31 protein-coding genes and 2 other annotated features are annotated in these 26,073 nt (G+C 40.8%); of the genes, 23 read left to right on the top strand and 8 right to left on the bottom strand.

Annotation, left to right across the window (positions count from 1 at the left end):
- Positions 1 to 36 precede the first annotated feature (36 nt).
- Complete coding sequence (locus tag PBAT_RS02525) at positions 37 to 948, top strand: ABC transporter ATP-binding protein (protein WP_068646202.1); 912 nt, start codon at positions 37 to 39, stop codon at positions 946 to 948.
- Positions 941 to 1,726 (top strand): ABC transporter permease, encoded by a 786-nt coding sequence (locus tag PBAT_RS02520; protein ID WP_068646200.1) that lies wholly within the window; start codon positions 941 to 943, stop codon positions 1,724 to 1,726. Before PBAT_RS02525 ends, PBAT_RS02520 begins: the two co-directional genes overlap by 8 nt.
- Before the next feature lie 144 nt (positions 1,727 to 1,870).
- Here PBAT_RS02520 and PBAT_RS02515 read toward each other — a convergent pair whose 3' ends face one another.
- Together PBAT_RS02515 and PBAT_RS02510 are read right to left on the bottom strand one after the other, a co-directional pair.
- The gene (locus PBAT_RS02515) at positions 1,871 to 2,287 is read right to left on the bottom strand and encodes a bactofilin family protein (RefSeq protein WP_068646198.1); all 417 of its coding nucleotides are present in this window, start codon (positions 2,285 to 2,287) and stop codon (positions 1,871 to 1,873) included.
- Positions 2,288 to 2,466: 179 nt separating this feature from the next.
- The gene (locus PBAT_RS02510; RefSeq protein WP_068646196.1) at positions 2,467 to 3,453 is read right to left on the bottom strand and encodes a M23 family metallopeptidase; all 987 of its coding nucleotides are present in this window, start codon (positions 3,451 to 3,453) and stop codon (positions 2,467 to 2,469) included.
- Between the two features lie 231 nt (positions 3,454 to 3,684).
- On the opposite strand from PBAT_RS02510, the gene cls reads away from it, so the two are divergent.
- Together cls and PBAT_RS02500 are read left to right on the top strand one after the other, a co-directional pair.
- Positions 3,685 to 5,115: a cardiolipin synthase gene (gene cls, locus PBAT_RS02505; RefSeq protein WP_068646194.1), complete on the top strand. Its 1,431-nt coding sequence runs from the start codon at positions 3,685 to 3,687 to the stop codon at positions 5,113 to 5,115.
- A 165-nt stretch (positions 5,116 to 5,280) separates the two neighbouring features.
- Positions 5,281 to 6,123, top strand: coding sequence for a YitT family protein (locus tag PBAT_RS02500; RefSeq protein ID WP_420848721.1), 843 nt, complete (start codon positions 5,281 to 5,283; stop codon positions 6,121 to 6,123).
- Between the two features lie 56 nt (positions 6,124 to 6,179).
- On the opposite strand, the gene ligD is transcribed toward PBAT_RS02500, so the two are convergent.
- Complete coding sequence (gene ligD, locus PBAT_RS02495) at positions 6,180 to 7,073, bottom strand: non-homologous end-joining DNA ligase (RefSeq protein WP_068646192.1); 894 nt, start codon at positions 7,071 to 7,073, stop codon at positions 6,180 to 6,182.
- Positions 7,074 to 7,098: 25 nt separating this feature from the next.
- A complete protein-coding gene (gene ku / locus PBAT_RS02490; RefSeq protein WP_068646190.1) occupies positions 7,099 to 7,995 on the bottom strand; it encodes a non-homologous end joining protein Ku in 897 nt (298 codons plus the stop codon).
- A 189-nt stretch (positions 7,996 to 8,184) separates the two neighbouring features.
- On the opposite strand from ku, the gene PBAT_RS02485 reads away from it, so the two are divergent.
- From PBAT_RS02485 to PBAT_RS02455, 7 genes are all read left to right on the top strand, one after another.
- Positions 8,185 to 8,415, top strand: coding sequence for a hypothetical protein (locus PBAT_RS02485; RefSeq protein WP_068646187.1), 231 nt, complete (start codon positions 8,185 to 8,187; stop codon positions 8,413 to 8,415).
- A gap of 33 nt (positions 8,416 to 8,448) precedes the next feature.
- Entirely contained in the window at positions 8,449 to 8,634 is a 186-nt protein-coding gene (locus PBAT_RS02480; protein ID WP_068646185.1) for an H-type small acid-soluble spore protein, read from the top strand.
- A gap of 271 nt (positions 8,635 to 8,905) precedes the next feature.
- A complete protein-coding gene (gene tsaE / locus PBAT_RS02475) occupies positions 8,906 to 9,394 on the top strand; it encodes a tRNA (adenosine(37)-N6)-threonylcarbamoyltransferase complex ATPase subunit type 1 TsaE (RefSeq protein ID WP_068646385.1) in 489 nt (162 codons plus the stop codon).
- Entirely contained in the window at positions 9,391 to 10,191 is an 801-nt protein-coding gene (gene tsaB / locus PBAT_RS02470; RefSeq protein ID WP_068646183.1) for a tRNA (adenosine(37)-N6)-threonylcarbamoyltransferase complex dimerization subunit type 1 TsaB, read from the top strand. Before tsaE ends, tsaB begins: the two co-directional genes overlap by 4 nt.
- Before the next feature lie 19 nt (positions 10,192 to 10,210).
- Positions 10,211 to 10,732 (top strand): ribosomal protein S18-alanine N-acetyltransferase, encoded by a 522-nt coding sequence (gene rimI / locus PBAT_RS02465; protein ID WP_068646181.1) that lies wholly within the window; start codon positions 10,211 to 10,213, stop codon positions 10,730 to 10,732.
- Positions 10,725 to 11,780: a tRNA (adenosine(37)-N6)-threonylcarbamoyltransferase complex transferase subunit TsaD gene (tsaD, locus tag PBAT_RS02460; RefSeq protein ID WP_068646179.1), complete on the top strand. Its 1,056-nt coding sequence runs from the start codon at positions 10,725 to 10,727 to the stop codon at positions 11,778 to 11,780. The genes rimI and tsaD overlap by 8 nt, the downstream gene beginning before the upstream one ends.
- A gap of 98 nt (positions 11,781 to 11,878) precedes the next feature.
- Positions 11,879 to 12,204 (top strand) — a binding site (T-box leader).
- A gap of 45 nt (positions 12,205 to 12,249) precedes the next feature.
- Positions 12,250 to 12,521: a binding site (T-box leader), on the top strand.
- A 184-nt stretch (positions 12,522 to 12,705) separates the two neighbouring features.
- A complete protein-coding gene (locus PBAT_RS02455; protein ID WP_068646177.1) occupies positions 12,706 to 14,253 on the top strand; it encodes a 2-isopropylmalate synthase in 1,548 nt (515 codons plus the stop codon).
- 555 nt (positions 14,254 to 14,808) lie between these two features.
- Here the strand turns inward: PBAT_RS02455 and PBAT_RS02450 are convergent.
- The gene (locus PBAT_RS02450; protein ID WP_068646175.1) at positions 14,809 to 16,752 is read right to left on the bottom strand and encodes an ABC-F family ATP-binding cassette domain-containing protein; all 1,944 of its coding nucleotides are present in this window, start codon (positions 16,750 to 16,752) and stop codon (positions 14,809 to 14,811) included.
- 147 nt (positions 16,753 to 16,899) lie between these two features.
- On the opposite strand from PBAT_RS02450, the gene PBAT_RS02445 reads away from it, so the two are divergent.
- The 7 genes from PBAT_RS02445 (at position 16,900) to groL (ending at position 22,296) form a co-directional block, all read left to right on the top strand.
- On the top strand, positions 16,900 to 17,679 hold the full coding sequence (locus PBAT_RS02445) for a 5-formyltetrahydrofolate cyclo-ligase (RefSeq protein ID WP_084402773.1): 780 nt from the start codon (positions 16,900 to 16,902) through the stop codon (positions 17,677 to 17,679).
- Positions 17,657 to 18,130 (top strand): cyclic pyranopterin monophosphate synthase MoaC, encoded by a 474-nt coding sequence (gene moaC / locus PBAT_RS02440; protein WP_068646173.1) that lies wholly within the window; start codon positions 17,657 to 17,659, stop codon positions 18,128 to 18,130. Before PBAT_RS02445 ends, moaC begins: the two co-directional genes overlap by 23 nt.
- A gap of 36 nt (positions 18,131 to 18,166) precedes the next feature.
- The gene (locus tag PBAT_RS02435) at positions 18,167 to 18,652 is read left to right on the top strand and encodes a MogA/MoaB family molybdenum cofactor biosynthesis protein (RefSeq protein ID WP_068582158.1); all 486 of its coding nucleotides are present in this window, start codon (positions 18,167 to 18,169) and stop codon (positions 18,650 to 18,652) included.
- Between the two features lie 213 nt (positions 18,653 to 18,865).
- Entirely contained in the window at positions 18,866 to 19,093 is a 228-nt protein-coding gene (locus PBAT_RS02430; protein WP_068646171.1) for a twin-arginine translocase TatA/TatE family subunit, read from the top strand.
- Between the two features lie 91 nt (positions 19,094 to 19,184).
- Entirely contained in the window at positions 19,185 to 19,940 is a 756-nt protein-coding gene (tatC, locus tag PBAT_RS02425) for a twin-arginine translocase subunit TatC (RefSeq protein WP_068646169.1), read from the top strand.
- 389 nt (positions 19,941 to 20,329) lie between these two features.
- Entirely contained in the window at positions 20,330 to 20,611 is a 282-nt protein-coding gene (groES, locus tag PBAT_RS02415; RefSeq protein ID WP_068528071.1) for a co-chaperone GroES, read from the top strand.
- Positions 20,612 to 20,664: 53 nt separating this feature from the next.
- Entirely contained in the window at positions 20,665 to 22,296 is a 1,632-nt protein-coding gene (groL, locus tag PBAT_RS02410; protein WP_068646165.1) for a chaperonin GroEL, read from the top strand.
- A gap of 89 nt (positions 22,297 to 22,385) precedes the next feature.
- Here the strand turns inward: groL and PBAT_RS02405 are convergent, their stop codons facing one another.
- Genes PBAT_RS02405 through PBAT_RS02395 form a run of 3 tightly spaced genes read right to left on the bottom strand, consistent with a single transcriptional unit; the run spans position 22,386 to position 24,582 of the window.
- Positions 22,386 to 23,690 carry a site-specific integrase gene (locus PBAT_RS02405; RefSeq protein WP_068646163.1) on the bottom strand — a complete coding sequence of 435 codons (1,305 nt, stop codon included), beginning with the start codon at positions 23,688 to 23,690 and terminating at the stop codon, positions 22,386 to 22,388.
- A 22-nt stretch (positions 23,691 to 23,712) separates the two neighbouring features.
- Positions 23,713 to 24,126: an ImmA/IrrE family metallo-endopeptidase gene (locus PBAT_RS02400; protein ID WP_068646160.1), complete on the bottom strand. Its 414-nt coding sequence runs from the start codon at positions 24,124 to 24,126 to the stop codon at positions 23,713 to 23,715.
- An 18-nt stretch (positions 24,127 to 24,144) separates the two neighbouring features.
- Positions 24,145 to 24,582 (bottom strand): helix-turn-helix domain-containing protein, encoded by a 438-nt coding sequence (locus PBAT_RS02395; RefSeq protein ID WP_084402771.1) that lies wholly within the window; start codon positions 24,580 to 24,582, stop codon positions 24,145 to 24,147.
- A 236-nt stretch (positions 24,583 to 24,818) separates the two neighbouring features.
- On the opposite strand from PBAT_RS02395, the gene PBAT_RS02390 reads away from it, so the two are divergent.
- The 5 genes from PBAT_RS02390 (at position 24,819) to PBAT_RS02375 (ending at position 26,073) form a co-directional block, all read left to right on the top strand.
- Positions 24,819 to 25,043 carry a helix-turn-helix domain-containing protein gene (locus PBAT_RS02390; RefSeq protein WP_068646158.1) on the top strand — a complete coding sequence of 75 codons (225 nt, stop codon included), beginning with the start codon at positions 24,819 to 24,821 and terminating at the stop codon, positions 25,041 to 25,043.
- Positions 25,030 to 25,227, top strand: coding sequence for a helix-turn-helix transcriptional regulator (locus PBAT_RS02385; protein ID WP_068646156.1), 198 nt, complete (start codon positions 25,030 to 25,032; stop codon positions 25,225 to 25,227). Before PBAT_RS02390 ends, PBAT_RS02385 begins: the two co-directional genes overlap by 14 nt.
- On the top strand, positions 25,224 to 25,373 hold the full coding sequence (locus tag PBAT_RS25130) for a hypothetical protein (protein WP_157091295.1): 150 nt from the start codon (positions 25,224 to 25,226) through the stop codon (positions 25,371 to 25,373). Before PBAT_RS02385 ends, PBAT_RS25130 begins: the two co-directional genes overlap by 4 nt.
- Positions 25,374 to 25,479: 106 nt before the next feature.
- The gene (locus PBAT_RS02380) at positions 25,480 to 25,707 is read left to right on the top strand and encodes a hypothetical protein (protein WP_068646154.1); all 228 of its coding nucleotides are present in this window, start codon (positions 25,480 to 25,482) and stop codon (positions 25,705 to 25,707) included.
- Between the two features lie 141 nt (positions 25,708 to 25,848).
- The gene (locus tag PBAT_RS02375; protein ID WP_068646152.1) at positions 25,849 to 26,073 is read left to right on the top strand and encodes a hypothetical protein; all 225 of its coding nucleotides are present in this window, start codon (positions 25,849 to 25,851) and stop codon (positions 26,071 to 26,073) included.

Below are 26,073 nucleotides of genomic sequence, written 5' to 3'. Positions count from 1 at the left end.
TAGGATCATATTTGTTAACTTAAAGGGGTGTATTAATTGCAAGAGGAACCAGTTGTTCGCTTAGAAAATGTCTCAAAGATAATCTCCTCTAAGACCATAATAGATAATCTGAGTCTAGAGATTTCACAAGGGCAAGTGTTTGGATTTCTGGGTCCCAATGGGGCAGGAAAGACCACGACAATCCGTATGATGGTTGGTTTAATATCTATAAGTAAAGGAGACATCCTTATATGTGGGAAGAGCATTAGGAATCAATTTGAAGAGGCGATAGCAAATGTAGGGGCTATTGTAGAAAACCCGGAAATGTATAAGTACCTTACTGGATATCAGAATTTGCAGCATTTCGCTCGTATGATGCCTGGAATTACGAAGCAAAGAATTCAAGAGGTCATTGCTCTTGTAGGGCTGGATAACCGAATTCATGACAAAGTAAAAACCTACTCACTGGGTATGAGACAAAGACTAGGCGTTGCTCAGGCTATTCTACACAATCCCAAGCTTCTTATTTTGGATGAGCCTACGAATGGACTTGATCCTCAAGGTATTCGAGAATTACGGGACTATTTACGACATCTTTGTAGGGTCGAAGGGACTACAGTCTTCGTATCGAGTCATCTACTCTCTGAGATGGAACTGATGTGCGATAGAGTGGCCATTATTCAGAATGGACAACTCATTGATGTACGACAGTTAAAGAACGAGAATGGGGTTGCCGTCTCCGCTGCTGAGATAGCATTCGATGTAGATCATCCTCAACAGGCTGCGGCTATACTTGGCGTGGATCGTGTGGAGAATAATTTACTTATTATGCGGATATCTCGTGAAGAAGTAGCTGATATTAATGCACGACTCGTTCAGGCGGGGATAAAAGTATACGGTATTCGTGAAGTTACGCGTTCGCTTGAGGATCAATTCTTAGAAATGACAGGAAGTGAACAAATTGGCTAACTTTTATAAATTGGTTTTAAATGAGAATATGAAAATATACCGTCGCGCTCGTACTTGGATTATGTTAAGTATTCTAGCTATTGTAAGTATTCTTATGCCATTTGTATTTTTCATGGCGGACTCACAAGAAAATCCTAGTGTCTGGGAAGTTTCCTTATTAACGATGACCTTTACATTTTTCATGAATATTATATTTGCAGGTGTCATTGCAGCGGATTCTGTGGCTAGTGAATTTTCTTGGGGAACGATTAAGTTACTTCTGATCCGACCATGGAGTCGCTCAAAAATTCTATTGTCCAAGTATATATCGGTGATATTATTTGGGATATTAAGTACACTTGTGATGTTTGGAGTTACCTTTCTATTCGCAAATATATGGTTCACTTATGATGTGGGTAATACAGGACTAATCCCAAGTTCTTGGAGTGGGATGGCGTATACACTCGTGATTCTAGGCTGTAAATATGTTGAACTTATATTGATTACGACCATAGCCTTTATGATTTCTACGCTATTTCGTTCTAGCACTTTTGCTATTGTCTTATCATTGGTCGTCTTATTCTCTAAAGATATCTTTCTGCTTCTTTTGAATCCGGATAAATATGTGTGGATGAAATATGTTATATTCACGCAAATGGATTTAAGAGGTTATATAGATTCTCCAGAAGGTCCTGGAGGTTCGACGTTGGCTTTCTCGTTGATTGTGCTGGCAACATATTATATTGGTTTCTTACTGCTCACATGGATTATTTTTAACAAACGAGATGTTGCAACATAATAAGGTAGTCTGATGTTTGAACAATAAAGCCCTGAAGAATAGGATTGCAGTCTATTCTTCAGGGCTTTATTGAATTGTGATCCGAATAGAATGACAGGGTTACATGTAGTATAAGATAAGATTGCAATAGTGGTCAGAGGAGCGTTAACTTACTTCAGGTTGTAAATAGTGCGAATGGATATCTAGCGACTTCGCAGTCGCAGGTTCCGGTTGACTCATTGTACTCGTTCCACTTAATGCGCCACCTTCCATAATAATGAGAGAAGAGGCGGATACATCCCCGAACATTTGTCCAGTTGCTGTAATGGTGAGTTTACCTGTTGTAGCAACGTCCCCGTATACCTTACCTGCGATAACAACTTCTCTTGCATGAATATTAGATCGAGCTATTGCATGCTCTCCAACCGTTATATCCCCTTTGGACTCAATTTCTCCGTTAAAAGAACCCTCAATCCGCAAGTTAGCTTCGCATTGTAACTTTCCAGTAACCTCACAGCCTTGTCCAATAAGGGTATCCGTCCCTGAATTTCTTCGATTTGAATTTCGTGCTCGTCGTGCCATGTATGTTAACCTCCTAAAAGTTTTGTGGGGCGATGCTTCATTGATTTACTTCGTAACAAAACTAGCATCGAAAGCATAAGCTAAAAGTTTTGTGGGGCGATGCTTCATTGATTTACTTCGTAACAAAACTAGCATCGAAAGCATAAGCTAAAAGTTTTGTGAAGCGATGCTGTCCCAAACTACCTGATATATGGAAGTGGATTTACGACTTCATTCATTTTCTCAACTTGGAAATGAAGATGAGCACCCGTGCTGCGGCCGGTACTTCCCATTTTACCAATGAGATCGCCCTTGGATATTGAATCCCCCACAGCTACATTAATATTGCTTAAATGCATGTATGTCGTCTTCAAACCTTCGGGATGTTCAATCTTTATAAAAAGACCCCGTGCGCCTCCTTGTTCAGCCTCAACGACTTTGCCAGCTCCAGCGGCGTAGATAGGATCTCCTGTATTACCTGAAATATCAAGGCCTGCGTGGTAGGCGGCTACGCCAGTAAATGGATCTTTTCGATATCCGAAGCTAGATGATATGACGTGGGATTCGGTTGGCCACATATTAGGAATACCAGCTAGCATATCTTGTGTCTCTTGGGCCTTTTCAAGCATACGTGGAATATTGTCCTCCATGGAATCGAGTAACTTCCGAAGCTCTTCAAAGTCATCCTTTGTCTCTCGTGTAAGGTCAAGAATATCATTCGTATCTACAGCAATAAATTCACCCCCCACATGATTAGGATCATCACTTGTTATGGTTGGGGTAGTTTTTGTCTTTTCAGAACTCATGCTGGTGTTGTTATTATTAATAAATTTTTGTAATTCTTTTTCAAGATCATTGACACGTTGCATCTTGCCCTTCATATCTTGTGCGTCAGAGGAAAGGTTAATGATTTCGTTCTGTAATCTAGAGATAGCTTCTTCACGGTTACTTACCGTGATCTCCATCTTATTGTTTGTCATCGTCTGAAGCTGCAATTGCTGCTCCATTTTGGAGACGACTTGAGAAGAATGAACTTGCATGGAGATAATCAGGCCAGAAAGGGACAGAATAGCAATAGTAGGTACGGCGATAAGTAACGGTTTAGAGAGTTGAATTTGCTTAACGGAATGCTGTGCATCACGTAGAACAAGTAGGGTTATGGGTTGTTTGGTCTTCGTACTTTTCATGGCAACTCCTTTCTAGGCATTGGATGTGGATAGCTTGGTTATATTCTATTTATTCGTAGAAATCTCTAAACATGTCAAATATATTTTGAGTTTAATGGTTAAATTTTACTTAAATGTGGTTATGTACTGAATAAACCCCTATTCGGTTGGCCGATGATGTACTTTACATAGTAAATAGATGGATTTAATTATTTAGGGATAATAATTTTTTTTGTGAAAGAGGTCAGCTGTATGATGTGGGTGCTTATTGCATTGTTTGTATTTATTTTTCAAATGGCAACAATACTAATCCTTGAATTCCGAAATCCTGCTAAAGCGTTAGCTTGGATGTTTATATTATTCTGCTTTCCACTGGTAGGCTTTATAGTGTATTACTTTGTAGCTCAGGAATATAGTAAACGTAAGAAGCTTCGTTCAAAAGGATCAAGATTATTTCGAGAAATACGCGATCAATTATGGAAGGAAGCTGCAATTGTAGAGCATGTGGAGGGGATGAAGAATCACAAATTTCACACGCAACAGCGCTTGTTTAATTTGCTATCGAATATATCAGAGAGTCCTATAACGGGTTGCAACGAAAGCCGGGTTCTAACGGATGGGAAAGAGACCTATCATGCCATGCTGGAAGCGATGGAGTCAGCAGAGAGTCATATTCATATTGAATTTTATATTTTTAGGGACGATATGATTGGAACTGAATTTCAGGACGTTATGATTCGAAAGGCACAGACAGGAGTAAAGGTACGTGTTGTTTGTGATGGGGTTGGAAGTCATCACTTAAAGAAACGGTTTATTAATCGATTTAAAGAAGCGGGTATTGAATTTTATTTCTTCCTTCCACCCGTTATTGCTACCCTTGATCGTCGTATTAATTACAGAAATCATCGTAAAATTCTAATTGTAGATGGCAAAAAGGGATTTGTAGGAGGACTTAATGTAGGTGATGACTATTTAGGATTATATCCAGAAGTAGGATATTGGAGGGATACACATTTAGAAGTAGCGGGTGATGCGGTTTACTTTCTACAAAATATATTCCTTAAGGATTGGAAATTAGCTTCAAGTGAGCGAATTATTGATCCCGACCTTTTCCCAGCGCATGCATGTCGTGGAGAACAGCAAATTCAAATTCTTAGCAGTGGTCCTGATCAAGTATGGGATGCCATTCAGGAGATGTGTTTTGGTGCAATATCAGTTGCGAACGAAAGGATATGGATTACTTCCCCGTATTTCATCCCTGATCCAGGTATTTATGAGGGATTAAAGTCCGCTGCGGTTAGTGGGGTGGATGTGCGAATTATTATTCCTTGGAAGCCAGATTCAAAGTTGGTACATTATGCTTCCTTGTCTTATATAGAGGAATTGATGGTGGCTGGTGTTAGGTTCTTTCAATACCGGAAAGGGTTCGTACACGCCAAAATCCTAATTGTAGATGACCTGCTAGCGTCTGTGGGTACAGCGAATATGGATATGCGGAGTTTTTTCTGTAACTTCGAACTGACTGCGGTATTATTTGATGAGTTAGCCATCCAACGTATTGTGAAAGATTTCAAGAATGATCTTCATCATTGTACAGAAATAGACCCAATTGAATTTGCAAAAAGGCCTCGTTTACATAAGGGAGGAGAGATGTTAAGCCGCATGTTGTCTCCTTTATTATGAAAAAAAAATCCTCCTTTTTATTATTCATAATAAACTCTATGGTATAATATAAAACATAGACGAAACATGGATTAATTGAATAGGGGGAGTTTTGTGAGTAAAAGTACAAACATTATTGATGATGATATTGTGAAGATACCAAATTTTCCACCCAAAGCACCAGTTTTGAAGTCAGTTCAGTTACTCCGAGTGGTTATGATGATTATTGGAGCGCTGTTTGTCTCCGTGGCACTAGAAATTTTTCTAGTACCAAATAGAATCATTGATGGAGGAATAACAGGGATATCCATTATGGGTTCACACTTTTCGGAATTACCTCTAGGGATATTTCTTACCCTGTTTAACCTTCCTTTTCTATTCCTTGGCTACAAGCAAATTGGTAAAACGTTCGCCTTGTCTACATTGTTCTCTATTATCGTAATGTCAGTAGGAACTTATTTCTTACATCCAGTTGCCCCACTTACGACTGACCCCCTTCTTGGAGCTGTATTTGGTGGTGTTATCCTTGGAGTTGGGGTAGGGCTTGTCATTCGTGCAGGTGGATCAACAGATGGGACAGAAATTGTTGCTATTCTTTTGAGTAAGAAGTCTCCCTTCTCAGTTGGGGAAGTTGTTATGTTTATAAATCTCTTCATACTTAGTAGTGCGGGGTTCGTCTTTGGATGGGACCATGCCATGTATTCCTTAATAGCGTATTATATTGCTTTCAAATTGATTGACGTTACCAATGAAGGTATGGATCAATCGAAATCAGTCTGGATCATTAGTGAACAATATAGAGATATCGGTGACGCCTTAACACAACGGCTTGGACGTGGTGTAACGTATCTCGAAGGTGAAGGATCCTATTCTGGTGAGAATAAGAAGGTTATCTTCGTTGTTATTACTCGACTTGAGGAAGCCAAATTGAAGACGATTGTTGCAGATTGGGATAAAGATGCCTTTATAGCGATCGGTAACATTCATGATGTCAAAGGCGGACGCTTTAAGAAGAAAGCAATCCATTAAATCTAAAATTAATGACATATATATAGGTGATAAGCCCGGAGTGTTTCTCTCCGGGCTTATCTGTGCTTTAAATGATGCAGTATGTGCTGAAGAGATTGTGGAGGGATAAGACGAAGTAGATCCCCTTGTTCCCTTAGCCTTGCTTCAATATTCAATAGATGAAAGTCTATCGGAGAGACATTGTTATGGACTTCCTCCCAAGTTAGAGGTGTAGACACTGTAGCGTGTGGTCTAGCACGGGGAGTATAAGGAGCTGCCAATGTTTTTCCTGCATAATGCTGTAGATAATCAAAGTATATTTTATCCCCTCTATGTTTCTTCAGCCTTTCTAGCGTGAATAGCTCGGGATGGCGCTCCTCAACATAACGTCCCACGAAATGCCCAATCTTCCGTAGATTGTCGAAAGTGATTCCTTCTTCCACAGGGATGATAATCTGAACACCGGTTGCTCCAGATGTCTTGGGAGTTGACCGTATTCCTAATGAGGAAAGAACCTCACCTACGAGTGCTGTCGCTTCCATGATTCGTGGCTCGATTTCAAGTGACGGATCTAGATCAATCATCCACTCACAAGGTAGATCACTATGAGCATAATGAAGAGAGGGATGGAATTCCAATGCTGCTAAATTTCCAAGCCAGAGAAGATCAGGTAACCCATGAAGCACAATATACGAAATATCATCATGTGTAACTGTGGATACATAAGGTGGTAGCGGGGAAGGCGCATTCTTTTGATAGAAAAAGTCCCCATTCACACCATTGGGATATCGGATCGTCGTCAACAGACGGTCTCTACAGTAAGGAAGTAAGTAAGGAGCAAGAAATGCAAGCTTTTGCAAATAAATCGCCTTGGTAATTCCCATTTCGGGCCATAGTAGTTTGTCGGGGTTGGATACAGCGATCTGCTGACCTTCCACGATAATACTTCCTTTAAGGCGAGCAGATGACATGGTTCAATAACCCTCTCTTCTTGGTCTAAGATACCGTCTTTTTGTTCTTAGAAGGGGCACGTGGCTTGGGCTTGATGCTACTTTCAACGCCTGCACCTTCCACTTTTGTGCTTCCACTTCGTTTCCGCTTAGGTTTACCGGCATCTGTGACCATGGGTTTCACGGCTTCGATACTTGCTTGAAGTGCTGCCATGAGGTCAATGACATTGGTCTCTTGTCGAGCTGGGGCAATTTTAACTTCTTCGCCGGAGACTTTATTCTGAATAAGTTGGAGCAACGCTACGCGATAATCATCAGTGTATTTCTCGGGATCGAATGGGGTTGAGAGCTGTTCAATAAGCATTTTAGCCATATCCATTTCCTTATCATTTACAATAGCCGTTTCGGGGAGATTAGGTACTTGAGAGACCGGGCGAATCTCATCGGGATAAAAGATCGTTTCAATGGCTAAACATTTATCGAGTACACGAATGGCGGCTAAGCTACTCTTAGACCGGATGGAGATCTTAGCGATACCTATTTTACCGGATTGACGCATGGCTTCCATAAGAAGCATATAGGCATTAGAACCTGCTTGATCTGGAGATAAATAATACGTTTTTTGAAAATAAATAGGATCAATTTCATTCAAATCCACGAAATCTAAAATGGTAATATTTTTATTGTTTTGATCGGATAATTGCTCAAGTTCTTCTTTCTCAAATAACACAAATTTACCCTTCTCATATTCATATCCCTTGGATATTTCCTCCCACTCCACTTCTTTCTCACATACAGGACATTTTCTAACGTATGAAAGTGGGCTTCCGCATACTTTATGGACATATCGCATTGAAATATCCTTATCTTCTGTTGCTGAGAACATTTTGACAGGGACGTGAACTAATCCGAAACTGATGGCACCTTTCCATACGGTATGCATGAATAACAGCTCCTTTTACTGTGCTTAAATTTCTTGCTGAGTTAACAGGTAGTATGTCCAACTTACGTTTGTTTTAGCTGAAACAATCTAATGCCTATGTACCTATGCATGACAGGATAGACTGAGGGGCATATTTAAAAAGGCCAGTCAGGAAAGCATCTTGAACTACACAGGAGGAAGTGATAAGTCATGGTCGATCAAGATAAAATTGATGCAAACACCGTTGATTGGAACAACGTTACAGCTCCTGAGACGGACAATGATGAAGAAGCTTATCTAATGGATGTAGATCGTATGGTGAATGAGGGTCTAGGTGGTGGACAGGTTACGATATCTAATGGATATATTGGTGATATCCCACAAGAAAAGTTGTATATGGATCGGGAGGACGAGTTTGTAAATACGGATGATCTGGGTTGATCTGACTATGGAAGTGAAAAGGAGCAATAATAAATGGATATCAGAAGAGCGGTTGATATTTTTAATGATAAAGAGAATTATGCTGTAAAATTAGATGGTAAGCCGGTATGGATTGAGCAAGTGGATGAAGCGAATGGGATGGCTACCGTTCAGTTAGGGTCACGTCCGACCAATACGCATACAGTGAGTGTGGATCGTCTCCATGAAGAGGGACATTAACCGTAAATTTGAAATTTAAATATTCGTACACTCTTCAAAGAGGTTCAATCCGTGATTAAATAGCGGATTGAATCTTTTTTTGTAATTTTATAAATTTAAAAATTATACATATTATGGAATGAAGGGAATGAGTATATTCTACAATCTGTGTTATGGAGGCTCTTTCTGATATAGGATAGAAGTTGTCGCTTCTTGCGGGTCTTTGTATTGACCGATATAATAAAGGTCAAGTTATGATGGAAATGGCCGTAAAGGTGGGTTTATATTGGAAATGAGTCATGGTAAAGAGCAATACATATATACTTCTAATCATTTACAGGATACGGAAGCGCTGGCGGCTTGGCTTGCTGATGCTGCAATAGCTGGTACTGTGATCGGACTTGATGGTGACTTAGGTGCTGGGAAGACGGCTTTCTCACAACTATTCGCTAAGCATTTAGGTGTGAAAGGGATCGTGAACAGTCCTACGTTTACAATTATTAAAGAATATGAAGGTAGAGTACCTTTTTATCATATGGATGTTTATCGCCTTTCTATAGATGAAGCGGATGAGCTTGGGCTGGACGAGTATTTCTATGGTGAAGGTGTATGTTTGGTAGAATGGTCCCAGATCATAAGTGATCTCCTACCAGAACCTCATTTACATTTATTTATGGAGACCATGGGTATTGATCAACGTAAGATTACGATCCGAGGTTTTGGAAGTCCCTATGAGGAATGGTGTTGTAACCTGAATAAGAATGGAGTCTTTAAATCATGAACAAACCACAGAAGTCAGAGTCCTTGCAACGGATTTTGGCATTGGATACATCCACAACGTCATTATCTGTAGCTATTATGGATAATGGCAAGGTACTACACGAGATCAATGAATTTGGCGAACGAAATCACTCCATTCGTATTCTCTCGATCGTAGAAGAGGTACTGAAAGCTTCTTCTACATTAAATACAGATGTGCAAGGTATTGCAGTAGGCGTCGGTCCAGGATCTTATACGGGCACTCGTATTGCCGTTACAGCAGCGAAGACATTGGCTTGGGCATGGAATGTTCCGGTCGTAGGCATATCAACGCTTCATTCATTAGCATATGGTGGCTTTATTCATGCGATAAATGCTCAAGAGGAAAGGATCGGATCAGACCAGATCACTTGGATTGTTCCTCTTATTGATGCTAGACGTGGTCAAGTGTATACAGCACTGTTTAGTTCATCTGAATTAAATGCGCCGAATCGTATTGAGCAAGATGCTATCCGCCTAATGGAGAAATGGACAGAAGAGTTAGCACAGCGAATTGAAGCTACCTCTAAGGAAGAGAAGCCACATGCTATCTGGTTTGTAGGGGACGTTAATCTACATAAAGAGGCGGCTGAACGACTTAGTACACGTCTAGGCGATACGCTTCCTCTTCATATCGTTTCATACGATTTAGAGGGCCGATACGTTGGGATGTTAGGGACGGAGAAATTTCTTGCTGGCGAACAAGATGATATGCATTCACTGGTACCAAATTATACCCAGCTTGCTGAGGCGGAAGCCAATCTCCTTCGCAAACCATGAAGGGAGTTAGGTGAAGTTAATGGAACAGAGGAACAATGAAGCACAAGCAGAATTCTCGTTTCGTCTCATGACAATAGATGATATCCCTAATGTGATGGTCATTGAACATGAGGCATTTACACTACCGTGGTCAGATACAGCTTTTCGTAACGAATTAATGAACAATCTCTTTGCACGTTATTTGGTTATGGAGAACGATGGGAAACCTATTGGATATGCGGGTATGTGGACGATTGTTGATGAAGCACATGTGACGAATATTGCTATATTGAAGGCATATCGTGGACGCAAATTAGGTGAGCGTCTTTTGGACGAATTGATAGAGACGGCTGCTAATATGGGAATGATTCGGATGACATTGGAAGTACGTGTGTCAAATACCATTGCCCAAAGATTGTATGAGAAAAAGGGATTTGTATCGGCAGGACTCCGTAAAGGTTATTATTCAGACAATCATGAGGATGCTATGATCATGTGGGCAGATTTGCCACAATACGAGGAGTACGGAAGTAGGGAAGGAAGCGTAGAGATTGATGAGTGAACACAAGATTGAAGAAGAACAACCCTGTTATATTTTGGCGATTGAGACAAGCTGTGATGAAACGGCTGTAGCTATCGTGAAAGATGGACATGAAGTCATGTCCAATCTGATTGCAAGCCAGATTGAGACACATAAAGCTTTCGGCGGAGTGGTACCAGAGGTTGCCTCACGTAAGCATGTTGAGAATATTACCCTCATGCTTGATGAAGCCGTAGCTGCTTCAGGAATCACAATGAGTGATTTGTCTGCAATTGCAGTAACGCAGGGTCCTGGACTTGTAGGTGCCCTATTAGTAGGTGTTGTAGCTGCGAAAAGTCTCTCTGTGGCTTTAGCTAAGCCTTTGATTGGTACACATCATATCGCAGGACATATTTATGCTAACCGATTAGTTGGAGAAATTCATTATCCATGTATGGTATTAGTGGTATCTGGTGGTCATACTGAGCTTGTATATATGAAGCAAGAAGGTCAGTTCGAAGTGATCGGACGTACGAGGGATGATGCTGTAGGGGAAGCTTATGATAAAGTGGCACGATCACTTGGTTTCCCTTACCCTGGAGGACCGCATGTCGATAAGATGGCTTTGGAGTCAGAGGAGTCTATTGTTCTTCCCCGTGCATGGTTAGAACCAGGATCTTATGATTTCAGCTTCAGTGGCTTGAAGTCAGCGGTATTGAACGTTATTAATCAGCGTAAAATGCGTGGAGATGAAATGAATCCGGCTGCTATTGCCCGTGGGTTCCAAGAATCAGTCGTGGAGGTCCTTGTGACCAAAGCGATACGTGCTGTGAAAGCCTATGATGTGAAGCAACTTCTGTTGTGTGGTGGTGTTGCTGCTAACCGTGGACTACGAGCAGAACTTAGTCGACAATGTGATAAAGAAGGGATAGATCTCTCTATTCCTCCATTTGACTATTGTACTGATAATGCTGCAATGATCGGTGCTGCAGCCTATCTTAAGTGGCGTGAACAATATTTCACATCCCTTGATATGAAGGCAGATCCACAACTTTCTTTGGAAGCTTGGGGTAGTAATAGCCTAGATTAAATGAGGGTATACATTCATTGGGATAAGAGTCATGTGGGCATTCGCTTATTGACAATTGTATTTAGGGTAGATATAATCAATTTAAATTTCAGATTGTGATAAACGTGATGAACAAGAGTAGTAAGGTTATCCGGGATATTAGAGAGCTGCGGGTTGGTGCAACGCAGACGAAGGAACCTGAACTCGCTTGGGAGCGGAACGGTGGAATGCTGTGAGGAATGAGTCGTCACAGGCCTGGTAAGTGCACGCTGGGGAGTATACCGTTACGTTAGCCTCCGTAAGAGGGCAAGCCATTAGTCCATTTCTTTACGTTAGTTTTGGCTGAAGGCGTTTGAGGGGTTCTTCCCATAATCCTATGTTTACATGGGTAGGAAGGACAACAAGAGTGGTACCGCGAATGGGTGAACAGCCTGTCGTCTCTTGATTTAAGAGATGACGGGCTTTTTTGTATACACAAATTGATATATCAACACAAACTATGATCGGGAGTAGTAAAAGGACAATGTCTTTCAGAGAGCTGTGGAATTGGTGTGACACAGCGGCAGACCCCTTTGAATCTCGCCCGGGAGTTAAGTTTGTGGAAACTTCGTAAAGAAGTGTACACGAGTTCGGTTGTCCACCGTTAAAGGGATCTCTTTATGTACGGTCGCGCAACCGTATGTAAAGAACAAAGTGGGGTGCTTAGCGAGATAGCGCCAACAAGAGTGGTACCGCGGAAGGTGAAAACCTGTCGTCTCTTATAAATAAGAGATGGCAGGTTTTTTTTCGTTCTCTGGGATTTAGAAAATGAAGGCAGTGCTTTATGCTTACGATGCTATTTTTTGAAAACGTGATTACACAGGGGAGCCTATCCCTCCGATAAGAATTTTGTTCGTAGTAAATTCAAGGAGCATCGCTCCAAAAATATTTCAGGAGGTTTTTTAAAATGACTAACATAACAAACATATCAACTGGACCAAAGATTATTATATTTGATACAACGCTACGTGATGGAGAACAGGCACCAGGTGCAAGTCTTCAACCAGACCAGAAAATTCAGCTTGCAGCAAAGCTTGTAGAGCTTGGTGTAGATGTGTTAGAACCGGGATTTCCTATCTCTAGTCCAGGGGAGTTTGCTGCGGTAGAGGCCATTTCACGGCAGTTCCAGCAAGTAGAGATATGTGGGTTCGCTAGAGCGGTGAAGGGAGATATTGATGCTGCAGTTCGTGCTACAAGAGATGCTGAGCGTCGCCGAATTCACCTCTTTCTGTCATCATCTGATATTCACTTGAAGTACCAATTGCGTATGAGCCGTAAAGAAGCCGTGGCTAAGGCCCGGGAGATGACAGCTTATGCTAAGCAATTCAGTGATCAGGTTGAATTCACAGCGATGGATGCAGCACGTACAGGGATAGATGATCTCATTGAGATGATAGAAGCAGTGATTGAAGAAGGAGCAACCATGATCAATCTCCCAGATACCGTTGGTTACGCACTCCCACAAGAGTATGGGGATATGTTCCGTAAAGTCCGTGAAGGCGCAAGAGGAGGCTCAAGCGTTCTCTATAGCGCTCACTGCCACAATGACTTGGGGCTTGCAGTAGCGAATAGCCTTGCTGCTATTCAGAATGGTGCATCTCAGATCGAAGTAACCGTAAACGGGGTAGGAGAGAGAACCGGGAATTGTGCGCTAGAGGAGCTTGTTATGGCTTTGGATGTGAGAAAAGATGTACTGAACTACTCAACAGGCATTGCGATGGAGAAGCTATACGGAGCATCCAAGGCGGTAAGTAGTGCTATGCATTTCCCAATGGCATTCAATAAGCCTATCGTTGGTCGTAATGCCTTTCAGCATGAGTCTGGTATCCATCAAGATGGCCTGCTTAAGGATCGAAGTACGTATGAAATTATGAACCCCGAATCACTAGGTATTCCACGTGACATGATCATCTTAGGTAAACATTCGGGTCGACATGCTCTGAAAGATCGTATCGCAAGGTACGGGATGCAGATGACAGAAGAAGAGTTAGAAGTACTGTACAGTGTCTTTAAAGAAACAGCGGACCGTTTAAAAGTTGTCAGTGATGACCTGTTGTTGAAGATGGTGAGTCAGACGACAGGTAAAAGGATGCAGAATTTTGAGCTCGGGGAAGTTCAGGTGCAATCGGGTAGTGCAGAAGAACGTGTTGCTTCCGTTACGCTACGCCACCTTCATGAAGATCGTGAATCTACACATATGGCTACCGGAAAAGGCCCATTGGAAGCTTTGATTACAGCGATAAGTCAAGGGATAGAGGCAGATATCGTCTTTGGTGACTTGGAATTGCATTCTCTTAGTACTGGAGAAGAAGCACATGCTGAGGCTTGCGTCATGGTGGAATGGGAAGGGAAGACCTATCGGGGTACGGCCATTCATCAAGATATTGTCATGGCTGGGGGATTAGCGTATGTTGCCGCGTGTAACAGTGCACTCTCTGAAATCTCTATAGCCTAGTCAGCCTAATAGCTCTAATTACAACCTTAAATTATAGTTAACGATGATGTAGGCTTGGTTATTATTTCAGCTACTGCGTGTCCGAAGACACGCAGTATTTTGTTGCGCTCAGTCTAATTTTGCTTAGATCCGATGGGGAGACAGCTGAGCTACTAACCATTAGATTGAGAATGATTAATTGTGGAACAGCAATTCACTAAGAAATCCGTCTATATAGAAGGATAAACTAGCTTGTCAAGATGTGGACAACGTTATCCACATATCCATGTCGAATTGTGTACAAATCCCTTCAATTAGGAATATATATAGCTTTGAATGAATTTTGAAACCGTGGATACTTTTTTCAAGAAAATTGTGGATAATGTGCATAACTTCGTGGATAAAAGTGTATTTTTCTAAAAAAACGCAAAAAAGCCCAAAAAAATAGCCCTAAAGGCTATTTGAAAGTTGGAGTTATGCACTTTTTACGGGGATAACATTGTGTATAACTCCAAATATTAGAATATGACTTTTTTTTGTATTTCTTTTATCATTGCATTTACGAGCATTTTTTGCTTATTCTACAGCAAGGATTTCCCATTCGCTGTAAACAGCCTCGAGCGTTGTTTTCTTCAAATCGGCCATCTGTTGATGTTCTTGCAAAGCCATGTAATCTTGAAAAATTTCAGGAAGGGCCATTTTGGTTTCAATAGATTGAATCTCTTCCTCTAGAACGTGAATTTCTTCTTCCAAAGTAACCAGTCTACGCTGACGATTACGTTCTTCACGTTTGGCTAGTTTATCCGCTTCAAATGAGGATGCCCCAGGTTTGTCTCCAAGATCGGAACTAGAATCCGATTTCGATGTAGCTTTTGCTGCAAGGGCTTCTTGTTGTATTTCGGCCAACTCTTGTTTCTTCTCTGTGTAATCATCGTAGTTACCAAGAAACTGTTCAGTCCCTGTTGGAGATAGTTCTACAATTCGTTCTGCCATCTTGTTCAGGAAATAACGGTCATGTGAAATGAAAAGAAGAGTCCCTTCATAATCGATTAAGGCAGATTCAAGCACTTCTCTACTATATAAGTCCAAATGGTTAGTAGGCTCATCAAGGATTAACATATTGGCTTCGAGCAACATGAGCTTGGCTAGCGCAACCCGAGCCTTCTCTCCACCACTAAGTGACGAGATTTTCTTAAGGACATCTTCTCCACTGAATAGAAAGTTCCCAAGTACCGTCCGAATACGGGATTCATCCATATGTGAATATTCGCTCCATAACTCTTCCAGAACCGTATTTGCTGAATTTAAGTTAGTCTGCTCTTGATCATAATACCCAATTTTCACTTTCGTGCCCCACTGGATATTACCGGCAGCTGGCACGAGTGTGTCGAGCATACATTTGAACAATGTCGATTTCCCAATCCCGTTGGGGCCAATTAATGCAACTGTTTCACCACGACGCATATCAAAAGACACATGTTGGAATAAGGGTTCTAAAGGATTAAATGCAACGGATAATTCACGTACCTGTAACACTTCTTTGCCTGACGAATATTCCACTTCGAAAGAAAAATGTGCTTTTTTCAGATCCCCGAGGGGCTTGTCTAGGCGATCCATCTTCTCAAGCGATTTGCGGCGACTCTGCGCTCTCTTTGTGGAAGAGGCACGTACAATATTGCGTTGGACAAAGTCTTCCATACGTGCAATTTCGCCTTGTTGTTTATCATATTGTTTCAATTGTGACTCGTATTCTGCAGCCTTTAGATCAATATATCGACTGTAATTACCGGTATAACGTTTGGACTGGTGCCGCTCAATCTCAACGATTGTCGTTACTAATCGATCTAAGAAATAGCGGTCATGGGATACGACTAATAAGGAGCCGGAATAAGACCGTAAGTAATCCTCTAACCACGTCAACGTAGCGATGTCCAAGTGGTTCGTAGGTTCATCGAGCATAAGTAGATCGGGTGCAAGCAGAAGGATTCGCGCTAACGCAAGCCGGGTCTTCTGGCCACCACTAAGGGTCGTAATGGGTGTATCTGGTGCGAAATCACCGAACCCCATACCATGAAGTACGCTGCGTATTTTGGTCTCCATTTCATAACCACCATGATCTTTGAACCAATCGGAACGCAGTGCATAACGATCTAATAGATCTTGATATTTCTTAGGGTTCTCCATCGATATCGGATCAGCAATCTGCTTCTCCATTAATCTCAGTTCTTGTTCAGCATTAATCAATGGTGTAAATACGGTTAGCATTTCCTCCCAGAGTGTCCGATCCGAATGCAGACCACTATTTTGGGCTAGATATCCTATGGTCGTTTCTTTTGCTTTGAAGATCTGACCTCCATCATGGGATATTTCCCCTGCTAGAATCTGTAGGAAGGTAGACTTTCCTGCACCATTTACGCCAACGAGTCCGACGCGCTCTTTCTCAAGGATTTGTATATTAATACCATCGAGAACCGGATGAACTCCGTATAATTTTCTAATTCCAGTAGCTTGAAGTAACATGCGGTAGAAACCTCCATCATTGTGCTTATTTAAAATATAAGAAAGTTTAAGTTTCACTTGATACGCGATTCCTTTTATTTCTGCTAAAACGGGTTCTGCTCTTGTAAAAAGGACAGCACGACCGTTTCTACTTGATAGCTATTTTACATGAAAAGCTCACAATGCGCGACATTCGTAGCAGGACTTCTGGCCATTCTTGGCGAAAAGAAACCAACAGTGTTACACTATAGGCAAATCACAAGTTTAAGTAAGTATAGAGAAGGCGGTAGTATGGGAATGAACTGGAATAACAACCCATTATCCGATATCAAAAAAAACCTACGATCCAATATGAATAATGCGCGTAATGCATTAACAAATGTTCAACGTGAACAGTGGTCTAGTGAGGCTATTTGTCATATGACTCAAAAGCTAGAATCCATGAGAATTAATAATTTTTTAGTCTATATTTCATTTCGATCTGAACTTAATACAAGATCTTTAATACAATGGGGATGGAATCAGGGACTCCAAGTGCTAGTTCCAAGATGTGACCCTAATGATTATTCTATGGATATCCATCCTCTTCAAGATTGGGATGAATTGGCTTCAGGATCATATGGTATAGAGGAACCGAACCCTTTGCGGACAAGCGCTCTTGGACATGAGTATGTGCCAGAGGTGATTATAGTACCGGGTCTTGCTTATGATAGGCTAGGAGGCAGATTAGGTTATGGTAGAGGTTATTATGATCGACTGCATGAGCGGTTACAGCCATATGTTGATCATAAGAGAGCTCCGATCTTGATGGGACTTGGCTATGAAATGCAGGTCGTGAATAAAGTACCTATGGATAGGCATGATGCAAAGCTAGATATTCTGGTTACAGAAAACGGCATTGTGAATTGTGAGAAGGAGAGTAATCATGGAATTGACTCATTTCAATGAACAGGGTAGAGCGCGTATGGTGGATGTGTCCGACAAAGACGTGAGCGTACGTACGGCAGTTGCTCACACAACAGTTACGATGGATGCAGATACGCTAACGAGGATCAAGACGGGTAGAATTAGCAAGGGTGATGTACTAGCTGTAGCTCAAGTAGCAGGTATTATGGCTGCGAAGAAAACATCCGATTGGATTCCAATGTGCCATCCCTTACCACTTACGGGCATAAATATTCATTTTACTGATAATGATCATAATGAACTATACATAGAGGCAACTGTTAAGACGACCGGAAAGACAGGTGTTGAAATGGAAGCACTGACGTCTGTATCTGCTGCTGCTCTTACGGTATATGACATGTGTAAAGCTCTGCAAAAGGATATAGTCATTGGACCAACGTTGCTTCACGCTAAGACAGGTGGAAAGAATGGGGATTATCAGCTTAAAGCGTAGAGATAGAATAAAGTAGAGAAGGAGGAGGGTGATCACATGGTATGGAAAACAGCGATCTTAACGGCTAGCGATAAAGGAGCCAGGGGTGAGCGTGAAGATACGAGTGCCCAGGTCATCCGGGAGTTAATAGAAGAGGAATTGGGCGGAGAGATCGTAGAATACCGCATCGTGCCTGATGAACAGGATGAAATCATGGCATCACTTATTGAACTAACGGATTATTTCAGGGCGGATCTCGTTCTAACTACAGGAGGAACAGAACTTGCCATCCGAGATGTAACGCCTGAAGCCACAAGGAAAGTTATTGAACGTGAGGTACCAGGGATGTCGGAAGCGATGAGAGAAGCTGTGATGCAACGTAATCGATCTGCCATGTTATTTCGTGGTATCTGTGGCATAAGAGGGAGAACACTTATAGTGAATCTACCAGGTACCCCTAAGGGCGTACACGAATGTCTAGCAGCAATTATGGATCAGCTACCTGAAGCACTCCTGATGGTGACGGGTCAATATCGGCAATAAATCCTATCAATTATGGCGAATTTACAACTAAAATTGCTGTTTTTATGTGATTTAAGTTATGGTATAATTCGTATATTGAATATTTGTTTATCATTGAAGGAATAGATCATCTTAGAATCTACATAAGGAAATATATAGAATGAACGAAAGTCTATTCTCATTCTTAGTTCATTTGTTATCGTTATAAAATTTACTAACAAGGAGGAATTTATAATGTTAGGTGGAATTGGAACACCAGGTATTATTTTGCTTGTTATATTAGCGCTACTATTGTTCGGACCCAATAAATTACCTGAACTAGGACGTGCTGTAGGACGGACATTCCGCGAATTTAAGAATGGGGCACGTGACATCATGGATGATTCTGCTCCACAGAAGACTGAAGTCAAGAAAGTTGACAATTCTCAGAATGAATCGGACAATAAACGACTTCCTGAATAGTACGTCAGAAATCTACTGACAGTATAATCCCTTCCTCTGGGGAGGGATTTTGTTCTGTCCAAAATAGACGTATAAATCGGAGGTGACATACATGTCAGTAGCGCAGGATGAGATGTCGATTTTTGAACATCTAGGTGAACTACGTAAAAGAATTATTTATATTTTAATTGTATTTATTCTGGGACTTATCATGGGGTTGTTTCTGGCCAAGCCTATTTATGAGTATTTACTGAATGCAGATACTGCAAAGGATTTTGTACTGCATGCCTTCTCCTTCTGGGATGCTATTGGAATATATATGAAGATTTCCATGGTTGTATCACTAGTGATATCTATCCCATGGATTGCGTATCAATTATGGGCGTTTGTTGGCCCAGGTTTAAGGGACCAAGAACGTAAAGCGGCATTACGATATGTGCCATTTGTGTTGATTCTTTTCTTAGCAGGGATTTCCTTTGCATACTATATTGTGTTTCCGATGGCGTTATCTTTTACAACGGCAGTGACCACTAGCATGGGTCTAGAAGAAACGTATGGCATTACGCAATATTTCAGCTTTATGTTTAGTCTGGTAATCCCGTTAGCTCTTCTCTTTGAACTACCACTGGTTGTAATGTTTTTAACCAAAATTAGAATCTTGAATCCACTACGGTTACGCAAAATGCGTAAAATGGCTTATTTTGTGCTTGTATTTATAGCTGTAGTAATAACACCACCGGATTTCATCTCTGACTTTTTAGTAACGATTCCACTCCTATTGCTGTATGAGTTCAGTGTGTTTGTATCAGCACTTATATATCGTAAACAGTTAGCAGCTGATGAGGCGCTTGAAGAGAAATATAGGTAACCTACGGATACAATCAAATAATGAAGTGCCAAACGGCTTTATTGTCCATTACGGGATGATAAAGCCGTTTGCCGCAACATTAGCAATGGTTATCTTTTCTATACTACAAAGAGATACGCTAATCCAGCGAATAGGTTATGTCTTTTTAAAAGTAATCATTTGGAAATGTTCTAATGATATCGGAGGCATATTTAACCTGTGGGTGGATAGAATGGATGAGAGCTTACACATTTTATTTTGAAAAATGGCATCAAAGGACTTGAAAAATGTGCCCAAGTTGAGTATCATAAAAATTGGTTGTTAGCACTGAGGCATGTCGAGTGCTAATACATATTTCGACAGATGTTACTGTATCACAACATACTATATTAATAAGGAGGCTATTTTTCATGATCAAACCTTTAGGTGACCGCGTATTGGTAGAACCAATCGAGCAAGAGGAAACAACAGCATTTGGAATCGTCCTTCCAGACTCCGCTAAAGAAAAGCCGCAAGAAGGTAAAGTTATTGCAGTAGGAAGCGGTGCGGTAAAAGATGGGGCACGTGTTGCTCTTGAAGTAAAAGAAGGCGACAAGGTTCTTTTCTCTAAATATGCCGGAACAGAAATCAAATATGAAGGTAAAGAATATTTGATTATGAAAGAAAGCGACATCCATGCGATTGTAGGTTAATTATCATAAATGAACGTATGTAATATATAATCCTTAAGGAGGAATACATCACTATGGCAAAAGATATTAGATTTAGTGAAGACGCTCGCCGCTCTATGCTGCGCGGGGTTGATGCTTTGGCAAATGCAGTAAAAGTAACATTGGGACCTAAAGGCCGCAACGTCGTTCTTGAGAAGAAATTCGGTAGCCCGCTTATTACCAATGATGGTGTAACGATTGCTAAGGAAATCGAACTTGAAGACGCTTTTGAGAACATGGGTGCACAGCTCGTTAAAGAAGTGGCTACAAAGACGAATGACGTAGCTGGTGACGGTACAACTACAGCAACAGTTCTGGCTCAAGCGATGATTCGTGAAGGTCTTAAGAACGTTACTGCAGGTGCTAACCCAATGGTTATCCGTAAAGGGATCGAGAAGGCTGTTAAAGCAGCTGTAATCGAACTTAAGAACATTGCTAAACCAATCGAAGGCAAACAATCTATTGCACAAGTTGCATCGATCTCTGCTGCTGACGAAGAAGTAGGCGAATTGATCGCTGAAGCTATGGAAAAAGTGGGTAATGACGGTGTTATCACTGTTGAAGAATCCCGTGGATTCGCTACTGAATTGGAAGTCGTGGAAGGTATGCAATTCGACCGCGGTTACATTTCTCCATACATGATTACAGATACGGACAAAATGGAAGCTGTTCTTGAGAATCCATACATCCTAATCACAGATAAGAAAATCACAAGCACACAAGAAATCTTGCCATTGCTTGAGAAGATCGTTCAACAAGCTAAGCCACTTGTTATTATCGCTGAAGATATCGAAGGCGAAGCACTAGCAATGCTAGTTGTTAACAAATTGCGTGGAACATTCAACGCAGTTGCTGTTAAAGCTCCAGGATTTGGTGATCGTCGTAAAGCAATGTTGCAAGATCTTGCTGCATTGACTGGCGGACAAGTGATTACGGAAGAACTTGGTCTTGACCTTAAATCCGCAACAATTGAGCAATTAGGTACTGCACGTCAAGTGCGTGTAACGAAAGAAAACACAATCGTCGTTGATGGTGCTGGTAACAAATCCGATATCGATGCTCGTGTAAGCCAAATTAGATCTCAATTGGAAGATACAACTTCTGAGTTCGACAAAGAGAAATTGCAAGAGCGCTTGGCTAAATTGTCCGGCGGTGTAGCAGTTATCAAAGTTGGAGCTGCAACTGAAACAGAACTTAAAGAACGCAAACTACGCATCGAAGATGCCTTGAACGCAACTCGCGCTGCGGTTGAAGAAGGTATCGTATCCGGTGGTGGTACTGCACTCGTGAACGTATATAACGCAGTAAATGCTGTAGACGTGACTGGTGACGAAAGAACTGGCGTAAACATCGTATTACGCGCTCTTGAAGAACCAATCCGTACAATCGCAGCTAACGCTGGTCAAGAGGGTTCTGTTATTGTGGAACGCTTGAAGAAAGAAGCTATCGGTATCGGCTACAACGCTGCTACTGATGAGTGGGTAAACATGTTCGAAGCTGGTATCGTTGACCCTGCTAAAGTAACTCGTTCCGCATTGCAAAATGCTGCATCTGTAGCTGCAATGTTCTTGACTACTGAAGCTGTCATCGCTGACAAGCCAGAGCCAGAAAAAGCAGGCGGAATGCCTGATATGGGCGGCATGGGTGGAATGGGCGGCATGATGTAATTCAATCAATAAAAGCTTGATGTATCGGGGTTCGGATAGTTAAGCGGGAGTGTCATCCCACATTCATCCCACTTTGGTCATGAAGTTGTTTAAGGGGAGAGGCTTTGCATGAGTTGAGAAAACTTGTGTGCAGCCTCTTTCTTTTGTGTTTTTGTGACATGGAGATATACATTTCTTGTTGTTTCGTCATCTTGGTGACCTAACCTTTCCATGATGGCCTCAAGTGTAACTTTAACTTCTGCAAGCAACGATGTGTGAGTATGTCTAAGTGAATGCGGCGTTAAATCGGTGTTTAGTTCGCAGAGCTTTAGTAACCGGAGCATGCGAATTTCGATCTTTTTTATTTGCTCTGGATACCCTGCGTAATTCTCATTTGTCTTAACGATTATAAAATCTTTGTTGTGGTAAGTTTTACGATTTCGCATGTATAGTTCTTTTTGTGCCACGCGGTGATTGTTTAAGACTTCACACAACACGTTATCTATTTCTATCGTCCTAACTGAACTCTTTGTCTTAGGAGTGAGTAATGTATATTTTAACGTGTTATTAGTTGGATTGTAGAGAGTTTTAGTGATACTAATTGTGCGATCATCAAAATTTATATCTGACCACTTGAGTGCACACAATTCTCCAGCACGCATCCCTGTATAAGCGAGTAACATGAAGGTGACATAATCGTACTCCAATCCAAAGTCTTTGGCTGCTCCTAGGAATGTAGATAATTCTTCTTTTTCGAGGTATTTAACAATTTGTTTTTCGCTCTCAAGTTGCTCTACAGTCTTTTGTGTACGTGGTACAACAGCGTAGGAAGTGGGGTCATTTTTGATGATTTCCATTTCTATCGCCTTTTTAAAAATCATTCTCCCAGTGCGGTGTACTCCGTCAATCGTATTTTCTGAATAACCTTTTACTATTTCGCCATCTGCTTTTTTTACTGTTTCTTCTGTTTTCTTTGTTGTTATTTCTTTTTTCTTAACCTTTTCTTCTTTTAGCTTATTAAGGGCATTTTGATATTGTCTGCGAGTTATATCCTTTAACGGTATTTTTGCAAAAAAATGATTAAGCCTACCGATTTCATGGAGTCTCACCCTGCCTGTACTGATTTTAACTTTGCCCGTGCCCATGTAAATGGAGTACCATTCCTTGGCGAAATCTTCGAAAGTTATCTTCTTCTCTTCTATAAACGACCCACTGTGTACCTCTAATTCTGCCGCTGCTGCTGCAATTTCAGCTTCTTTTTTAGTGCGAAATCCACCTCGCTCAATTAACTTGCGTTTCCCAGTCTTGGGATCAACTCCAGCGCGGATGCGATAACTCCACGCAGCGCCACATTTACATCTTTTGTTTGTTTCCGTTTTTATGCACTTGCAGTTGTTTTGGCGAAAAGATGCCATGTGGTTAAGCTCCTTTCTATTTTTAATAAAAACAATGCATATCAACCGGGATTCCATTCCTCAATAGAAATTGTTGTTTAGTTTCATCGGGATATGGCTTGTCCCCACCGGTTAATAAGTGGATTGCGAAATGGTTTGCTTCGCGTTCTATCTTGCTAACACAAAACAATGTGTTTTTCTTTAAAAATGGAGTGTTTACATTTGGATGTAAGAGGTGATGACCAAGTTCATGAGCGCAAGTGAAGCGAGAGTTGAATTCTGTAAGCTCATTATTAATATGAATCATTGGAACACGTACAAATCGATTGTAGTAACCCCATATATCTCCTAATTCATCGAAAAAAAGTAATATTCCTTTTTGATTAACAATTTCCCAAGGATTGTTTGTTCCATGCTTTTGAAGCAACTTTGAAACTTCTCGCTGTACTTGACCCATGTATGATCCCCCAAAGAGTTATCTATGTTTAATCGGAGTGAACTTCTTTTTTGCGATCTGTTTGGCTACGCGCATTGAATTTTCAAGAGATATACGTAGAAGTTCACGCTGTTCCTCACTCATATCCATCGTCTCGCCATGAAATGCTAAAGATTTGTTATGATCAAGCGCAGCCATTAAGTTTTCTAACTCTTTGGCAATATCAGAATCGTCTTTACGAGTTAATGTATAGTACGGGTTTCGTTCCTCTGCAACTGCACCTTCAGAATTTAGCCCCAATAAGTGATCAACTGTCACTTCAAAAACTTCTGACAACTTAGCTGCATTTTCCGCACTTAGCTTCTTAGCTCCCTTTTCAATGTCGTAATAATACTGGGCAGAAATACCAATCCGATCTGCCACCTCTGTTCCACTCATTTTTCTTTCTTTCCGAATACTTTTTATTATAGAGTCCACTGGAATTCACCTTTCAACTAAATGATTATTTAATTCTATTTACATATTATCAACAAATAGATTAAAAAACAAGCTCTATTTGATTAAAATAGAGATAAATTAAGCAAATGGAAGAATTATCTTTAATCTACGAGATTAATATAGCTAAATGCTAGATTATGACTCTATTTGAGTAATTACTCTATTTGATTAAATTAATCAAATGGATTAATATTTTATCCATGGAGGTGAGAGCAGTGAACATATCAGACACAATAAAAAAAGTGCTTAAGGATAAGAAATTAAATCCTTCTGACTTAGCGAGAATGATTGGGTACACACCACAGTATGTACATAACTTGCTAGATGGCAACCGTCGGTGGAATGAAACAACTATTGATAAGACTTGTTTCGCATTGGGACTAGGGCTTGAATTTACTACCAATAAGACAGAGGGAAGTGGAGTTGATGGGGACGAGTAAGTACCTTCGTGTAAAGGATATATGTGAGGTTCTCGGTTGTTCTAATCAGTATGTAAGCGAACTATTAAAAAAGCCATTAGAAAACGGAGGTTTACCTTGTATACGACTTAGTAAACGAATGATTCTGATTGATCCAGTTGATTTCAAGGCGTGGGGAGAGCGGATGAAAGGGGTGGGGAAATGAATCTTGGTGATGTAATGGAGATTTGTAAAACATACGATATCGATGATGTGAATGACATGCTTGGCACTGGAAAGTGGAAAATAGCACACGAATTGTTTGACGGATTAGGAAATATAGAATTCATTCTTTACCGGACAAAAAGATGATAACGCTATTATGGATCATTGTTGCAATATTAACCATCGACACATTATTCGTATTTGCACTATGGAATCATCCTTTAAAAGGACGAGCTAAGAAAGGGGATATCAAATGAACCATAATAATAACAATGAAATAAAGGCCGTGGAAAACGCCGAACTCATGACAAAAATTATTCTTTTACTTTCTGAAAATGGATTAAGTGTTAACCAAGCTTGCGACTTGTTGAACACGGCTAAATTCCAAATGATGCACTATACAAAAATAGATAACAATTTCAATGATCTGATTAGAGATGCCGTTATGATTGAACGGGTCCAGCAAGAAGTGAGCTTCTGATATATGTGAGATGAGTATCGTATTCATTTAAATAAACTTTGTATAAATCGCCTAATGTGTACCAAATACCTATCTGAAATGAGCAACCATACGAACCGAATGCAAGTTATTAACCACTAAAAGAAAGTGAGGTGAAGCAAAATGGATGAAAGAGAAGTGAGGTTTAATAACTTTGTCAGTAATCAAGCGGCGGACCTGCTGAATGATGTCAAAAGCAATGTATCAACTTATGGAGAGGTTAGAGAAAATCTTTTAAGTTGTGAACGATCAGCAAGATGGCGAAGCGCAGAAAATCCCTATTTGTTGGTGATTACCGAAGCGAAAAGGCAATTAGAAAAAGAAATCGATGCAACCACAAAATCGTGA

Origin of the sequence: Paenibacillus antarcticus, from assembly GCF_001637225.1 — a bacterium.
Taxonomy (GTDB): domain Bacteria; phylum Bacillota; class Bacilli; order Paenibacillales; family Paenibacillaceae; genus Paenibacillus_AQ; species Paenibacillus_AQ antarcticus.
This window is presented reverse-complemented; position numbering and strand designations above follow the sequence as displayed.

Coding starts and splice junctions, on each gene's coding strand:
- ku (WP_068646190.1), bottom strand. CDS start 7,995: ATGCATACCGTATGGAAAGGTGCCATCAGTTTCGGATTAGTTCACGTC.
- groES (WP_068528071.1), top strand. CDS start 20,330: ATGATCAAACCTTTAGGTGACCGCGTATTGGTAGAACCAATCGAGCAA.
- PBAT_RS02435 (WP_068582158.1), top strand. CDS start 18,167: ATGGTATGGAAAACAGCGATCTTAACGGCTAGCGATAAAGGAGCCAGG.
- PBAT_RS02405 (WP_068646163.1), bottom strand. CDS start 23,690: ATGGCATCTTTTCGCCAAAACAACTGCAAGTGCATAAAAACGGAAACA.
- PBAT_RS02450 (WP_068646175.1), bottom strand. CDS start 16,752: ATGTTACTTCAAGCTACTGGAATTAGAAAATTATACGGAGTTCATCCG.
- cls (WP_068646194.1), top strand. CDS start 3,685: ATGATGTGGGTGCTTATTGCATTGTTTGTATTTATTTTTCAAATGGCA.
- PBAT_RS02455 (WP_068646177.1), top strand. CDS start 12,706: ATGACTAACATAACAAACATATCAACTGGACCAAAGATTATTATATTT.
- PBAT_RS02445 (WP_084402773.1), top strand. CDS start 16,900: ATGAAAAGCTCACAATGCGCGACATTCGTAGCAGGACTTCTGGCCATT.
- PBAT_RS02480 (WP_068646185.1), top strand. CDS start 8,449: ATGGATATCAGAAGAGCGGTTGATATTTTTAATGATAAAGAGAATTAT.
- PBAT_RS02380 (WP_068646154.1), top strand. CDS start 25,480: ATGAACCATAATAATAACAATGAAATAAAGGCCGTGGAAAACGCCGAA.
- PBAT_RS25130 (WP_157091295.1), top strand. CDS start 25,224: ATGAATCTTGGTGATGTAATGGAGATTTGTAAAACATACGATATCGAT.
- groL (WP_068646165.1), top strand. CDS start 20,665: ATGGCAAAAGATATTAGATTTAGTGAAGACGCTCGCCGCTCTATGCTG.
- PBAT_RS02385 (WP_068646156.1), top strand. CDS start 25,030: ATGGGGACGAGTAAGTACCTTCGTGTAAAGGATATATGTGAGGTTCTC.
- moaC (WP_068646173.1), top strand. CDS start 17,657: ATGGAATTGACTCATTTCAATGAACAGGGTAGAGCGCGTATGGTGGAT.
- rimI (WP_068646181.1), top strand. CDS start 10,211: ATGGAACAGAGGAACAATGAAGCACAAGCAGAATTCTCGTTTCGTCTC.
- PBAT_RS02430 (WP_068646171.1), top strand. CDS start 18,866: ATGTTAGGTGGAATTGGAACACCAGGTATTATTTTGCTTGTTATATTA.
- PBAT_RS02485 (WP_068646187.1), top strand. CDS start 8,185: ATGGTCGATCAAGATAAAATTGATGCAAACACCGTTGATTGGAACAAC.
- tsaB (WP_068646183.1), top strand. CDS start 9,391: ATGAACAAACCACAGAAGTCAGAGTCCTTGCAACGGATTTTGGCATTG.
- tsaE (WP_068646385.1), top strand. CDS start 8,906: ATGAGTCATGGTAAAGAGCAATACATATATACTTCTAATCATTTACAG.
- tsaD (WP_068646179.1), top strand. CDS start 10,725: ATGAGTGAACACAAGATTGAAGAAGAACAACCCTGTTATATTTTGGCG.
- ligD (WP_068646192.1), bottom strand. CDS start 7,073: ATGTCATCTGCTCGCCTTAAAGGAAGTATTATCGTGGAAGGTCAGCAG.
- PBAT_RS02515 (WP_068646198.1), bottom strand. CDS start 2,287: ATGGCACGACGAGCACGAAATTCAAATCGAAGAAATTCAGGGACGGAT.
- PBAT_RS02510 (WP_068646196.1), bottom strand. CDS start 3,453: ATGAAAAGTACGAAGACCAAACAACCCATAACCCTACTTGTTCTACGT.
- PBAT_RS02400 (WP_068646160.1), bottom strand. CDS start 24,126: ATGGGTCAAGTACAGCGAGAAGTTTCAAAGTTGCTTCAAAAGCATGGA.
- PBAT_RS02375 (WP_068646152.1), top strand. CDS start 25,849: ATGGATGAAAGAGAAGTGAGGTTTAATAACTTTGTCAGTAATCAAGCG.
- tatC (WP_068646169.1), top strand. CDS start 19,185: ATGTCAGTAGCGCAGGATGAGATGTCGATTTTTGAACATCTAGGTGAA.